Raw genomic sequence first — 13,102 nt, forward strand, 5'->3', positions numbered from 1 at the left:
TCCTTGAGGAACAGCGGCTCTTTACGTTAGTGCGGCTAGAGCTAGCTGCTGACAGCGTCGAGCGCTGCAGTGATGTCGTTCATCAGATCATCAACGTGCTCGAGGCCAACGGAGAGTCGAACAATTCCCGCTCCGGGCTTCGCTTCGGAGGCAACCGGGCGATGAGTGAGCGATGCTGGATGCTGCACAAGAGTATCGATGCCGCCGAGCGACACCGCATGGGTGATGAGTTTTACCGACTCGGTGAATTGCGCCGCGGCGTCGTAACCGCCAGCGAGATCGAGCGCGATGAGTGACCCGGCACCCGCTGATTGTGTACCGATGAGGCCAGCGGGGTCTTGGCCGGGAAGACCGGGGTAGAGCACGCGAGCGAGCGCGAGATGGCCGTCGAGTCGGCGAGCGAGCTCACCGGCTGTTTCTTGCTGGGCGCGAACGCGCAGGGGAAGGGTGCGCAGACCGCGGTGGAGCAAGTAGGCCGCGAAGGGGTGAAGAACTCCACCGGTCAGCGCGCGAACGTTGCGGAGGGCCTTTGCGTGCTCTTCGCTCGTTGCGATGACGCCGCCCATGACATCCCCGTGGCCGCCCAAGTACTTTGTGGCGCTGTGGAGCACCATGGTGGCGCCGAGTTCGATCGGGCGCTGCAGCACGGGGGTGGCGAACGTGTTATCGACGAGAACGGGCACTGAGCCGGCTGCCGCAACGACCTTCTTGATGTCGACGAGTTCAAGAGTGGGGTTGGCGGGGGACTCGATGATGACGAGGCCGGTGTTTGGCTGGATGGCATCGGCAATCGAGTCGGCGTCGGCCCACGTGACCGTCGTGCCGAGCAAGCCGTTGTCGAGAACGTGGTCGGTTCCGCCGTAAAGGGGGCGAACGCCGACGACGTGGGGGCGACCCGCGGAGGCGATGGAGATCAGTACGGCAGAGAGAGCCGCCATTCCACTGGCATAAGCGACGGCTGCTTCGGCACCTTCGAGGGCGGCCAAGCCGTCTTCAAAGCGGGCAACGCCAGGCTGCCAGAGCCGTTGGTACACGGCAGAGTGACCGTCGATGATGGGGTTTCCTGTGGCGAGATTTTCGTAGGAGTCACCGCCGACTTCAACATTGGGCAGCGGGTTTGTTGTCGAGAGGTCGATCGAGGGTACGTGTTGACCAGATTCCTGCACGCCCTCCATTCCTGCATGAACAGCAAGGGTTTCCAAGTGGATATCGTGAGGCAGCATGACTTGATAACAACAGAAAGTGCGCCTCTAATCAACTCCAGTTGCAGGTTCTTTACGAAATACGGCATATTTCGCATAAGCTGCGACAAAGGAGACGGCCGTGACAGAAACCAACAGCTTGCCCATTGACTCAGTCGACCGTGCGATTTTGAGGAGCTTGGCCGCTAACGCCCGACGTTCCGGCGCCGCGCTTGCCGCCGATGCTGGCGTCTCAGAATCAACTGTTTCACAGCGGCTCCGTCGACTCCATGACGACGGCTACCTGCGCGGCTTTCATGCCGATATCGATGTCGCCACGCTGGGAATGAGCGTGCAAGCGCTCATCTCAATCAAGCTCGTGAAGCATGTGCGTGAAGATGTGGATGCGTTCCGCAGCGCAGCACCTCGCTGGCCAGGGGTACTAGCGTTTTTCCACACGGGCGGCGGAGACGACTACCTGCTGCACGTTGCGGCTCGGAGCGCGGCAGAACTCAGAGACTTCATGCTCACCTACTTGGCCAGTCATCCTGCTGTTGCGCACACCGAAACGAATCTCGTGTTCGAGCACGTGACGGGTCGCGGCCTCGAACAGTTGCTCTCCTAGCGAGCTAAACCTTCAGCCGCCAGTCTTCGCCATCGTCGTCACCGTCAGGATCAGCTTCGCCCTCACCGGGCAAGTTGATAGGCATCGTGAACGCGCCGGTGGGCGGATTGATCATCGTCGCCTCGTCGCGACGGAACTGCAGCACGTTTTCGACATAGCTGCCCACTGCTTCGGCGAGAGGGATGTCATGCCCAGACTCTTGGGCGAGCTGACGCCGGTGGTCGAGCAACTGATGGAACGCTTCTGCAGGCTCGAGCTTGCCGCGCAGTTCCTTCGGAATTGCCCTGATGACCGGCTCAAACACGCGGGCTGCCCACTCGTGAGCCAGCATCTCTTCGTCCATGTCTTGTTTGTCGAAGGCCGCCCGGTATGAATCCATGTCATTGAGCAAGCGACGTGCTTGGTTCTCTTGAGCATCGAGCCCGGTGAGGCGCAAGAGGCGACGAGAGTGGTGTCCGGCATCCACCACTTTGGGCTGAATGCGCACTCGGGTGCCCGAGTCTTCTGTCTTAATGGCGAGTTCTTCGATATCGAACCCGAGGGCGTTGAGTCGTTCAACGCGCTGATTGATGCGCCAGCGCTCCGAGTGGTCGAAGCGTTCTGAGCCCGTGAGCTCTTTCCAGAGCGTGCGGTACTGCGCAACGATTCCGTTGCTGATCTCGACGGGATCGATGTCCTCTTCGAGGCGACCGCCGGCTTGGAGATCGAGCAATTCGCCCGCGATATTGACCCGGCCGATCTCGAGGTCGTTCTCGCGCTGACCATTCGAGAGACGGTCGTAGAGTTGGCCGGTCTCGGCATCCACCAAATAAGCGGCAAAGGCGCCAGCATCGCGGCGGAATAGGGTATTCGAGAGCGAGACATCGCCCCAGAAGAAGCCGACAATGTGGAGGCGCACGAGCAGCACGGCGAGTGCATCTACCAAACGGCGTGCAGTTTCGGGGCGCAAACTTTGCGAATACACGGCGCGGTAGGGGAGAGAGAACTTGAGGTGCCGGGTAACCAAGACCGACTTGAGTTCTTCACCATCGATGGCAGTGCGGTTCGTCACGATTGCGAGCGGATCCACGCAGGGCACGTCGAGCTTTTGCAGCGTGCGCAGCATCTCGTATTCGCGCTTTGCGAGTTCGCTCGAGGTTTCTTTGATCGCAACAACAAATCCACTGAGATTCGCGAAGCGCACGAGGTGGCGCGAAATACCTTTGGGCAGAGTCGCGATGGCATCGTCTGGCCAGGATTCAAGCGGCAACGACCAAGGGAGGTCAAGAAGTGCCGGATCAGCGGTCGCGGCGGTGATGTTGACAGAACCAGTCATTCAGGTGTCCTTGAAAAAGAACGAGCCCGCCGAACATCCGAACAGGGTTCGACGTCGACGGGCTCGATCGTAAAGCGGAAGTTAGCTTGCCGTTACGGGCTTCTTGGTGAGTCGGAGGCCCGATTCGGTGTCAAACACGTGAACGTGGTTGGGCTCCGGTGTCAAGAACACCTTTTCACCGGCGTTCGGGTGCGAGCGGCCATCGACGCGAGCAACGATGTCGACGCGCTCTCCCTTGATGTCTGCGTGACCGTAGAGGTAACCATCGGCACCAAGCTCTTCAACCAGGTCAACATCAACAGGAAGTCCGCTGCCCGAGGTCGAGACGATAACGTCTTCGGGGCGGATGCCGATGGTGACTGACTTGGCGTCGGTGCCACCCAGAGTCTCAGCGTCTACCGCTACAACGGCGTCACCGAACTGGAGGCCACCGTCGACAATGTCGACGCTGAACAGGTTCATAGCGGGGCTACCAATAAAGCCGGCAACGAACACGTTCTGAGGTGCTTCGTAGAGGTCGCGAGGAGTTCCTACCTGCTGGAGGAGGCCATCCTTCAGGACTGCGATGCGGTCACCCATCGTGAGCGCTTCGGTCTGATCGTGAGTCACGTAGACGGTGGTGACCCCGAGGCGACGCTGCAGGCTAGCGATCTGCGTACGAGTCTGAACGCGAAGCTTCGCGTCCAAGTTCGACAGCGGCTCGTCCATGAGGAAGACCTGAGGCTGGCGAACAATAGCGCGACCCATCGCAACACGCTGACGCTGACCACCGGAAAGAGCCTTGGGCTTGCGGTTGAGGTAGGGCTCGAGGTCGAGCAACTTTGCTGCCTCGAGTACGCGCTCAGCACGCTCTTCTTTGTTGACGCCAGCGATCTTGAGCGCGAAGCCCATGTTCTCGGCGACGGTCATGTGCGGGTAGAGAGCGTAGTTCTGGAAGACCATCGCGATGTCGCGGTCTTTCGGAGGAACATCGGTGACGTCGCGGTCTCCGATGAGGATGCTGCCGTCGTTGACCTCTTCGAGGCCGGCGAGCATGCGGAGGCTCGTGGACTTACCGCAACCCGAGGGCCCGACGAGTACGAGGAATTCGCCGTCTTCGACGTGAAGATTCAGCTTGTCTACAGCGGGGATCGTTGATCCCGGGTAGAGACGGGTTGCGTTGTCAAAAGTTACAGACGCCATTGTTCTATTGTTCTCCTTCACCGGCAGGTACGTGCCGGACGATCCGTTGTGAATGGACAGCGGTCGAAACCGCGTTGCGTCATTATTGCACCTTTTTGGGGGTCAGTTGACCGAGTGGTCCACGCCACGCTGACTCCGAACTTAGGATTCAGTTGGCTAATTCCCAGAGATTCCTCCTAGAATTCGACGGGTGCGCCGTCATTTCTGGGCGCCCGACACAGCGATACTTACGGCAAATGAGGTTCGATTGAGCAACGGCAATTCCGGCGACAGCCGACTCACCAAGAATGAGCGTCGCGAAGCGGCACGAGAAAAAGCTCGAATTCAGCGTGATGAGCAGAAGAAGAAGGATCGCCGTACCAAGCTGTTCCTGCAGGGCGGCGTAGGCCTCGCCCTCGTGGCGATTGTCGCGGTCATCGCCCTCGTGCTGGTGAATTCGAATCAGCCCGCAGGCCCCGGACCGCGAAACTTTGCGAGCGACGGCATTCAGCTCAATCAGGGATTCATCGCGACTCCGACGGATGCTCGTGCGTCGGACGCCGACCCGATCCCCAACCAGCGCGATGAAGAGTCAGGCGTTCTCGACATCCAGATGTACGTTGACTACCTGTGCCCGATCTGCGGTGCTTTCGAGCAGACGAACGCAGATTACATTGAGAGCTTGGTTGAAAACGGTGCGGCAACCCTAGAGATTCACCCGATCACCATCCTTGATCGACTCTCGCAGGGCCAGCGCTACTCTTCTCGTGCAGCGAATGCAGTTGCCTGCGTTGCTGACAGCTCGCCGAACGATTTCTACAAGTACCACAACACTCTGTTGTCCGAGGAAGTGCAGCCGGCAGAAAACACCGCAGGCTTGAGCAACGATGAACTTATCGCCGTGTTGGATGTCGCGGGTGTTGAAGCTACCGACGAAATTGTCGAGTGCATCAACGACGAGACGTTCAAGCCGTGGGTCAAGAACTCCACGGCTCGTGCGCTGTCAGACCCCATCCCGAACACTGATCTCGGCCCTGTTACCGGAACCCCGACTGTTCTCGTCAACGGGCTCAAGTACGAGGGTGCAGTAAACGACCTTGCCGCGTTCCAGGCCTTCGTCATTCAGGCCGCTGGTGACAACTTCAACGAGAACTCAACGCCTACTCCGACTCCCACCCCGGAGCCGTAGACCGCGTTAGCTCGCAACGAAAGGGCCTCCGATCCATATGGATCGGAGGCCCTTTGTGTTGTGCAGAGGAGTGCTGGTTATCCGAAGGTGTAGGAATACGCTTCCACGCCCTCGCTCACGGTCACCTCCAGAGTGCCCTTCTTGATGGCATCGCCCTTGGGGATGATCGAGTAGGAGTTCGGTGTGCCAGACACATCAATCACACGAGTCTTGCCATCGAGCTTCACCGTGACAGTTCCTTCTCCGCCGAGCACCATGCGAACTTCACTCGCGGTGTAGTTCAGCTTGATGCTGCCTTCTCCGTTGCGCGGAGTTGCGTTCTGGAAAGTGAGTTCCCAGTCGCCCTTGAGCGCAAAGCTGTCATCCGCAAGCTTCGACGGGAAGCTGTAGGTGTTGGTGCCCGAGGAGTACTTTTCGTCTCCGCCGTAGTTCACTACCTTGCCGAGGCTGAGGTACGTCTCGGGGGTCGTGGTTCCGGCTTCGGGAGTGTCATCGCTGACCTCGGTTGCTGGCGGCAACTGAACGTCAGGGTTGGCATCCACGAGCAGTTCACGAATGAGCTTCTCGGTGGTCTGGTAGCTACCTTCACCGAACTTGATGTGGCGAACAACGCCCTCAGCATCGACGAGGTAGTGTGCCGGCCAGAAGCGGTTGCGGTAGTTGGTCCAGGTGCTGAGGTTGTTATCGAGAGCAACGGGGTATTCAATCGCGTAGTTCTCGGCGCCAGCCTTGACGTTGGCGGGAACCTTCTCAAAGGCATACTCGGGGGAGTGGACGCCGATGACGTTCAAACCGAGATCCTTGTAGGCGTCGTACCAGCTGTTGATGTGCGGAACCGCACGCTGGCAGTTGATGCAGGAGTAGGCCCAGAAGTCGATCAAAACGACTTCGCCGCGGAGCTCATCCAGAGTGATTTCTTCGTTGTTCTCGGTGTTGAACCACTCTTGGATGCCCTGAATGTCGGGTGCAGTACCGCAGCTCTCGAGCTCGGTTCCTCCGTTGGTGCACTTGTCGAGGTCCTTGTTTTGCTCGTTGACGAGACCGCCGAGGTTGAGCTGTTCTGCGATTTGTTCTGAGTTGCTGAACTGATCCTGCAGTGCGCTCGTGTAGTCAGGAATCAGACGTTGGAGAGCCTGGGGAAGGTTGAAGACGAGGCCAATCGCGAGTGCGATCATCAGGATTCCACCGGTGACACGAATCTTCTGCTGGTGCTTGCGGAAAGTCTTGACGCGCTCAGCGACCCGGCGACCGGCGAGAGCGAACACGAGCAAGGGCAGAGCTGCACCGACGGCGAATGTGACCGTGAGCACGATTGTCTCGGGGCCGATGCGTCCTGTCGAACCGGCAACCGTAATGGCGGCCAAGACTGGTCCAGCACACGGCACGTACACGGCGCCGAGGGCGAGGCCGAGCACGAAGCCACCGCGGTCAGTTCCGACATTCTTTTGCGGAATCCACGAGAACGGCTTCTCCAGAATGTGCTGGAAGGCAGGAATGATTAGTCCAAGACCGATCAGAACCAGAACAATGATTCCGGCCCAGCGAAGGAAGTCTTGCGGGAGGTTCAGTAGAGCCAAGATCAGCGACCCGATGAGAGTGAAGACGCTGAACGCGACAACCAGACCGGCAATCACGAAGTAGGGGCGCCAGGGGGAAACCTTGGGCGCGGCATCCTTCTCCAGGGTTGCTGTCGCGGTTGCCGAATCGCTAATTGCTGCGGCATCGGATGCCGTTGGCATTGTTCGGCGAGCAAAACGACGTTTCTTGGTTTCCTCTTCGCCGCGGGCGCTCATGGCACCACCCGACAAGAAGATCACCGGCAGAACAGGCAAGATACACGGGGATATACCCGTGATGATGCCTCCTAGGAAGCCGATAAGGGCGAGACTGAGCATGGGGTTCCTCCACAGAACTGTGTGACACCCGGGAGCCCGGACGGTTGCTGTCAGTTCGGAACCGTTGGCTGGTTTGGTTGGTCTGTTGTGTGTCGTGGCGAGCGTTCCAGCGACCATTACCTCCTTATAGGCACAAGCCATTCGAAAAACTTTGATGAATTTCCAAACCCTTTTCGGGGGGGGGGGGGGGGGGGGGGGGATCCGAATAGTCCTGTGAAGCCGGCGGAAGTCGACAGACCGGGTCCATCGGGACCATCAACTTTCACCAAGGAGATTCACATGCGACTCGCAAAGCGCAACACATTCGCCGCTCTCACATTCGCTGCTGTGGCAATGGTCGGCCTCGCCGGCTGTTCAGCCGGAACAATGGATGACACCGCAGCGCCCGCTCCTGAAGAGAGCTCGCCGTCAATGGAGATGGACTACACGGCCGACCTCGTAGGCTCCGGCTGCGCAGCATACGCAGACATGGTTCCGGACGGCGGCGGCTCGATCGTCGGAATGGCTCAGGACCCGGTAGCAGTAGCCGCGTCGAACAACCCCCTCCTCACCACGCTCACCGCTGCAGTATCCGGTGGCCTCAACGCAGATGTTGACCTGGTTGACACCCTTAACGGTTCAGAATTCACCGTCTTCGCACCCGTCGACGATGCATTCGCCGCTCTTCCTGCTGAGACGGTAGAGGCACTCATGCAGCCAGAGAACGCTGAACTTCTCACGAGCATCCTGACCTACCACGTTGTTCCTGGCCAGATTCTCCCCGCTGACATCGCTGGTGAGCTCACCACCGTCAACGGCGAAATGGTCACCGTTGCTGGTAGCGGCGACAGCATCACCGTCAACGGCGCCAACGTCATCTGTGGTGGCGTTCACACGGCCAACGCAACCGTTTACCTCATCGATGGTGTGCTCACCCCCGGTGCGTAATTTGTAGCAAAACTCACGGGGATCCGCGCCTAGCGCGGGTCCCCGTTTTTGCGTTTCCCAAAACTTGCCTGAAGTTTTTCAGGGCACGTGTCGATTCGGCACGTGCCCTGCGTCATGTCAGTGAAGGGCAGGAAATTCCGGCCCCGAAAGGACAAGATGATGCTGAACTTTCTGGCAATCGCGGCAGCCACGGTGGCAGGGATGCTCGTGGGATGGGCCTGGTTCTCGCCAGCCCTTCTCGGTAAGCCGTGGGCGGCGCGAGCCGGGATAGATCTGACTGCGAAAACTCCCGGGTGGGCGTATCTTCTGGCGCTTGTGGCTACCGCCATAACGGCAACAGTGCTGGCGCTTGCGGCTGCGATCGCCCACGACCAGTTTGGCGGCTCGTTTTTGGCCGTGACGCTGGCTGTGGCATCCATTGGCTGGCTTGGTTTTACCGCGTCGCGTAATGCGGTCGAGTATCTTTTTGAGAAGAAGTCCCCGACGCTGTTCGCGATCGATATGGGTCATCAACTCGCAGTTCTCATCGTCATGCCCGTTGTCATCGGCCTCTTCGGCCACACTTCACAGATCGGCTAGGGAAACAACATGCAGTACATGATCCTGATTCATTCTGAACCTTTTGACGGCCCAGAACCGGGCACGGACGCCTTCGACGAAATGATGGCGCCGTGGATGGCCTACAACCAGAAACTGATTGATGGCGGCCACTATGTTGCCGCCGATCAGCTTCAGGGTGTCGAGACCGCGACCACGATTCGCCGGGCCTACGGTGCTGGCGACACGATCGTCGATGGACCGTTCGCTGAAACCAAAGAGCACTTCGGCGGCTTCTACATTGTGGAAGCCACAGATCTGGATGAGGCACTTGCGCTCGCTGCCGAGGTTCCGATTCCGGCCGGCTCGCTTGAGGTTCGCCCGGTGGTGCCCTCGTAGCGTGCCGGATAACTCAGAGGCGGTCACCCGCCTGGCGCGTGAGGAGAGTGGGCATGTGCTCGCTCTTCTCACGCACCGCTTCGGCCTCGATGTTGCCGACGATGCGGTGCAGGATGCGCTCGTTGAGGCTCTGAACTGGGCCGTAGTGCCTGGCAACCCCGCAGCCTGGCTCTACACGGTGGCGCGCAATCGCGCGGTCGACCGGGTGCGGCGCGAGGCCGCCGCCGCGCGACGTCTCGCGCGGGCGGCGCCCGATCTCGTGCTGGACGCAGAGCGCACCGGCCTCGGCGGTGAGCACGGCGGCCCCGGCGGCAACGACGAGGAGGTGCCCGACATGATTGACGATGCTCACTATTCGGGCGACGAACACCTGCGGTTGCTTCTGCTCTGCTGCCACCCGGCGCTGAGCCGAGACGCCCAAGTGGCACTGACTCTTCGGCTCGTCGGTGGCTTCACGACAGCCGAGATTGCCGGCGCATTCTTGCTGCCAGAGCAGACCCTCGCGCAGCGGATCGTGCGGGCGAAGCGCAAGATCCGCGACGCGGGCATCCCGCTCAGCATCCCCGAAGACCTCACAGCGAGAGTCGATGCCCTGCTCACCGTGGTGTATTTCATTTTCAACGAGGGTTATCTCTCGAGGGGGAGCGGTGCTGGTGCCCGCCTCGATCTCGTCGAAGAAGCGATTCGTCTCACGATCACCGCGCGCGAAGTGCTCCCCGGTAATCCTGAAGTCGAGGGGCTGCTGGCGTTGGAGCTTTACGCTCGCGCCCGCCACGACACTCGCTTTCGCGGCGACGAACTGGTTGTTCTTGAGCACCAAGATCGCACCCGCTGGGACGGTGAGCTCATCGAACAGGCGAACGGGCTCCTGCGTAGTGCGCTCGCACGCCTGCAGCCGGGGCCGTTCCAAACTCAAGCAGTCATTGCGCGCCACCATGCCACCGCGCGCCACCATGCCACCGCGCGCACGGCCGCCGACACCGATTGGCCGGCTATCGCATCCGCCTACGCGGTGCTGCTGGCCATGACGGGTGGATCGCCCGTGGTAGCTCTCAATCGCGCCGTCGCGGTGTCGATGGCCGACGGTCCGGATGCGGGACTGCGCGTGCTCGCCGAGATCACCGGCCTCGAGAACTATCACCTGTATTGGGCAACTCAAGCGGAGCTGCTGTTGCGTGCGGGCGATGCGGACGCCGCGGCTCACGCCTTTGCCCGAGCGCGCAAACTGGCCAAGAATGCCGCCGAGCAGCAGCATCTCGATCGCCGTATTGCGCAGCTGCGCCCGTAGCTTTCTAGCCACGCTTCTGAATCCTGAGTTGCTCAAATCCGTGTGGCGATGCAGCGTCCCAGTCTCATGCAACGCTGCACACAGCGTTGTTTAGTAAACGTTTGCGTAACGTAGAACTCCTTTCCTAATCTCTTCAGCGTAGGCAACGCAAACGATTACGTACTCCGCTGAGCACGCACCCAAAGGAGGGGCATATGACGACCATCAGAGACGTCGCTCGAGTTGCAGGAGTATCACCGGCCACTGTTTCGCGCGTTGTTAATGGTCTCGTCGGCTACTCGACCGAGACCCAGCAGCGAGTCGAGGAAGCGATCGCTGAGCTCAACTACGAACCCGATACTCTCGCGCGCGGCCTCAAGACGAAACAAACGTCAGTGATCGGGGTTCTAGCGCCGGTGGTCTCGGATGCGCTCGCATCGGAGATCATGAGCGGCGTCGAAGCGGCGGCACGCTTGCACGGTTATTCGGTCATGCTTGGTCGCACCGGCCCAAGCTCGACGTATGCAGCGAGCTATCTCCGCACGTTGCGAACCTACCGCGCCGCAGGTGTGATTCTGATTTCAGCCGCCGTAACCCCAGAGATGCGCCGCGTTCTGGGGTCGAGCGTTCCGATCATGTCAGTGGCGATCAGGGACGGCCAGCGTTTTCCGAGCCTCGCGATCGATGACGAAGTTGCCGCCTACGACGGCACCCGCTTTTTGATCGGACTGGGCCACCGACGCATCGGTTTACTGGCCGGCGATCCGACATCCGTTCTCGTCAACAAGCTGCGAATTCGTGGATATCTCAGAGCGATGACGGAAGCCAAGTTGACCCCCGTACTCGAGTCGGGGAATTCGCTCTACGACTCGGCACCTCCCGCATTAGGTCGGCTACTGAGTCAGGATGCTGGCCTCACTGCGGTCTTTGCTCTGAGCGACGAGATGGCCGCGGCAGTAGTCAATGAAGTGCAGCGGATGGGCCGGAGGGTCCCCGACGACATTTCTGTGTTGGGCTTCGACAACACGCGCACCTCGCAGCACGTGCATCCGGCCCTCAGCACTATTGCGCAACCGCTCGAACGGATGGGGGAGCTGGCTGTTGAACGTCTACTCGCCACCCAAGACCTTTCCGATGGTCCCGCTCCTCGAATCTTGCCCCATCGTCTGATCGAGCGCGGAAGCACCGCAACTTTTACCCGATGACAGTGCACGACCCCACCACCAAGAAAAAGGAGCAAATCATGATGCAACGACGCCGTGATCGACGAGTCCTCGTCGGCTTAGCAGTCGCCGCAACCGCCGCGATCGCCCTCACCGCCTGCGCCGGTACCTCGACAGGGAGCACCCCGGCTGCAGATGACGCACTCGAAGGCCGCGGGCCCATCCAGTACGTCAGTAGCCCTGATGCCTCTGGTGCTGCCCAAGAGACCATCGACGCGTGGAATGCCGATCACCCCGACGAACAAGTCACCTGGGTCGAGCTTCCGTTGGATGCCGATCAGCAGCGCCAGCAGATGGTTCAAAACGCGCAAGTCGAGGGCGACAGCTACTCGGTGTTGAACCTCGATGTTGTATGGACGAGTGAGTTTGCCGCCAATCGGTGGATTACCGCCCTTCCAGAAGACTCGATCCCCTTTGACGAGGAGATTCCCGCAACGGTTGAAGCCGCCAGCTATCGCGGAACCGTTTACGCTGCTCCCTACTACACCGACGGTGCGCTGCTCTATTCGCGAAGCGATCTCTTGACCGCAGCGGGCATCGATGCCGCGCCGCAAACTTGGGCGGAGATGCAAGACGCGTGTGATGCTGTTCTGGCCCTTCCCGAAGCGGCCGACATGTCCTGCTATGCGGGTCAGTTCGACAAAAACGAAGGCCTCACCGTGAACTTCAGCGAGGCGGTCAACTCGGCGGGCGGATCGATGTCTGACGCGGATGGCAACCCTACAGTCGACACCCCAGAAGCTCTTGCCGCGCTCAACTTCTTGGTCGATGGTTTCGAGTCGGGAATGATTCCCCGCGAAGCAATCACCTATCAAGAAGAGCAAGGGCGACAGGCTTTCCAGGAGGGCAACCTCGTATTCCTTCGCAACTGGCCGTACATTTACAAGTCGCTCTCGGCGACCGATGGCTCGTCAAACGTCGCTGGCAAGTTTGATATCAGTGCAATTCCTGGCGAAGACGGCCTAGGTGTTTCGACCTTGGGCGGTCGCAACATCGCGATCTCGAGCTTCGCTGAGAACAAAGCGACCGCTCTGGATTTCATCGAGTTCTTCACCTCACGTGAGCAGCAAGAAGCCCGGCTAGCGCTCAGTTCGCGCGCTCCGGTGTTCTCCGAATTCTTCGAGGATGCAGCAATCACCGAGCAGTACCCGTACCTGCCAACGCTTTTGGCTTCGCTGGATAACGCCCAACCGCGACCAAAGGTTGTTCAGTATGGCGCCACTACGGCCGCAATTCAGGATGAGATCTATGCAGCTCTGAACGGTGACAAGACCGCTGAAGCCGCGCTGGCTGACCTGCAGGAAAAGCTCACTGCAATAACGGCGGGCTAGCTCGCACCATCAGGGCGGTCGCGCACGCGCCGACCGCCCTGAATCGCACTTT

At 60.0% G+C, this 13,102-nt stretch carries 12 protein-coding genes; 8 read left to right on the forward strand and 4 right to left on the reverse strand.

Annotated elements, in window-relative coordinates; genetic code table 11:
• Positions 1-41: 41 nt before the first annotated feature.
• On the reverse strand, positions 42-1,223 hold the full coding sequence (locus AACZ26_RS04285) for an aminotransferase class I/II-fold pyridoxal phosphate-dependent enzyme (RefSeq protein WP_339619391.1): 1,182 nt from the start codon (positions 1,221-1,223) through the stop codon (positions 42-44).
• 100 nt (positions 1,224-1,323) lie between these two features.
• Between AACZ26_RS04285 and AACZ26_RS04290 the strand changes: the two genes are divergently transcribed.
• Positions 1,324-1,806: an Lrp/AsnC family transcriptional regulator gene (locus AACZ26_RS04290; RefSeq protein WP_339619394.1), complete on the forward strand. Its 483-nt coding sequence runs from the start codon at positions 1,324-1,326 to the stop codon at positions 1,804-1,806.
• A 4-nt stretch (positions 1,807-1,810) separates the two neighbouring features.
• On the opposite strand, the gene AACZ26_RS04295 is transcribed toward AACZ26_RS04290, so the two are convergent.
• Both AACZ26_RS04295 and ugpC read right to left on the reverse strand, forming a co-directional pair.
• Positions 1,811-3,121, reverse strand: a complete 1,311-nt coding sequence (locus AACZ26_RS04295; protein WP_339619395.1) for a DUF4032 domain-containing protein — start codon at positions 3,119-3,121, stop codon at positions 1,811-1,813.
• An 81-nt stretch (positions 3,122-3,202) separates the two neighbouring features.
• Positions 3,203-4,303 (reverse strand): sn-glycerol-3-phosphate ABC transporter ATP-binding protein UgpC, encoded by a 1,101-nt coding sequence (gene ugpC, locus AACZ26_RS04300; RefSeq protein WP_339619396.1) that lies wholly within the window; start codon positions 4,301-4,303, stop codon positions 3,203-3,205.
• 190 nt (positions 4,304-4,493) lie between these two features.
• Here ugpC and AACZ26_RS04305 point away from each other — a divergent pair, with 190 nt between their 5' ends.
• Complete coding sequence (locus AACZ26_RS04305) at positions 4,494-5,471, forward strand: thioredoxin domain-containing protein (RefSeq protein WP_339619397.1); 978 nt, start codon at positions 4,494-4,496, stop codon at positions 5,469-5,471.
• Positions 5,472-5,548: 77 nt separating this feature from the next.
• On the opposite strand, the gene AACZ26_RS04310 is transcribed toward AACZ26_RS04305, so the two are convergent.
• Entirely contained in the window at positions 5,549-7,366 is a 1,818-nt protein-coding gene (locus AACZ26_RS04310; protein ID WP_339619398.1) for a cytochrome c biogenesis protein DipZ, read from the reverse strand.
• Positions 7,367-7,645: 279 nt separating this feature from the next.
• Between AACZ26_RS04310 and AACZ26_RS04315 the strand changes: the two genes are divergently transcribed.
• From AACZ26_RS04315 to AACZ26_RS04340, 6 genes are all read left to right on the forward strand, one after another.
• The gene (locus tag AACZ26_RS04315; protein WP_339619400.1) at positions 7,646-8,293 is read left to right on the forward strand and encodes a fasciclin domain-containing protein; all 648 of its coding nucleotides are present in this window, start codon (positions 7,646-7,648) and stop codon (positions 8,291-8,293) included.
• Positions 8,294-8,452: 159 nt separating this feature from the next.
• Positions 8,453-8,872 carry a DUF1761 domain-containing protein gene (locus tag AACZ26_RS04320; protein ID WP_339619401.1) on the forward strand — a complete coding sequence of 140 codons (420 nt, stop codon included), beginning with the start codon at positions 8,453-8,455 and terminating at the stop codon, positions 8,870-8,872.
• 18 nt (positions 8,873-8,890) lie between these two features.
• Positions 8,891-9,229, forward strand: a complete 339-nt coding sequence (locus tag AACZ26_RS04325) for a YciI family protein (RefSeq protein WP_339619402.1) — start codon at positions 8,891-8,893, stop codon at positions 9,227-9,229.
• A 55-nt stretch (positions 9,230-9,284) separates the two neighbouring features.
• Positions 9,285-10,517: a DUF6596 domain-containing protein gene (locus tag AACZ26_RS04330; protein WP_339619403.1), complete on the forward strand. Its 1,233-nt coding sequence runs from the start codon at positions 9,285-9,287 to the stop codon at positions 10,515-10,517.
• A gap of 194 nt (positions 10,518-10,711) precedes the next feature.
• On the forward strand, positions 10,712-11,701 hold the full coding sequence (locus tag AACZ26_RS04335) for a LacI family DNA-binding transcriptional regulator (protein WP_339619405.1): 990 nt from the start codon (positions 10,712-10,714) through the stop codon (positions 11,699-11,701).
• Positions 11,698-13,050, forward strand: a complete 1,353-nt coding sequence (locus AACZ26_RS04340) for an ABC transporter substrate-binding protein (RefSeq protein ID WP_339619406.1) — start codon at positions 11,698-11,700, stop codon at positions 13,048-13,050. Before AACZ26_RS04335 ends, AACZ26_RS04340 begins: the two co-directional genes overlap by 4 nt.
• The last annotated feature ends 52 nt before the right edge of the window (positions 13,051-13,102 follow it).

The sequence above is a fragment of the uncultured Salinibacterium sp. genome, from assembly GCF_963974405.1.
In the GTDB taxonomy this organism is placed as follows: Bacteria; Actinomycetota; Actinomycetes; order Actinomycetales; family Microbacteriaceae; genus Rhodoglobus.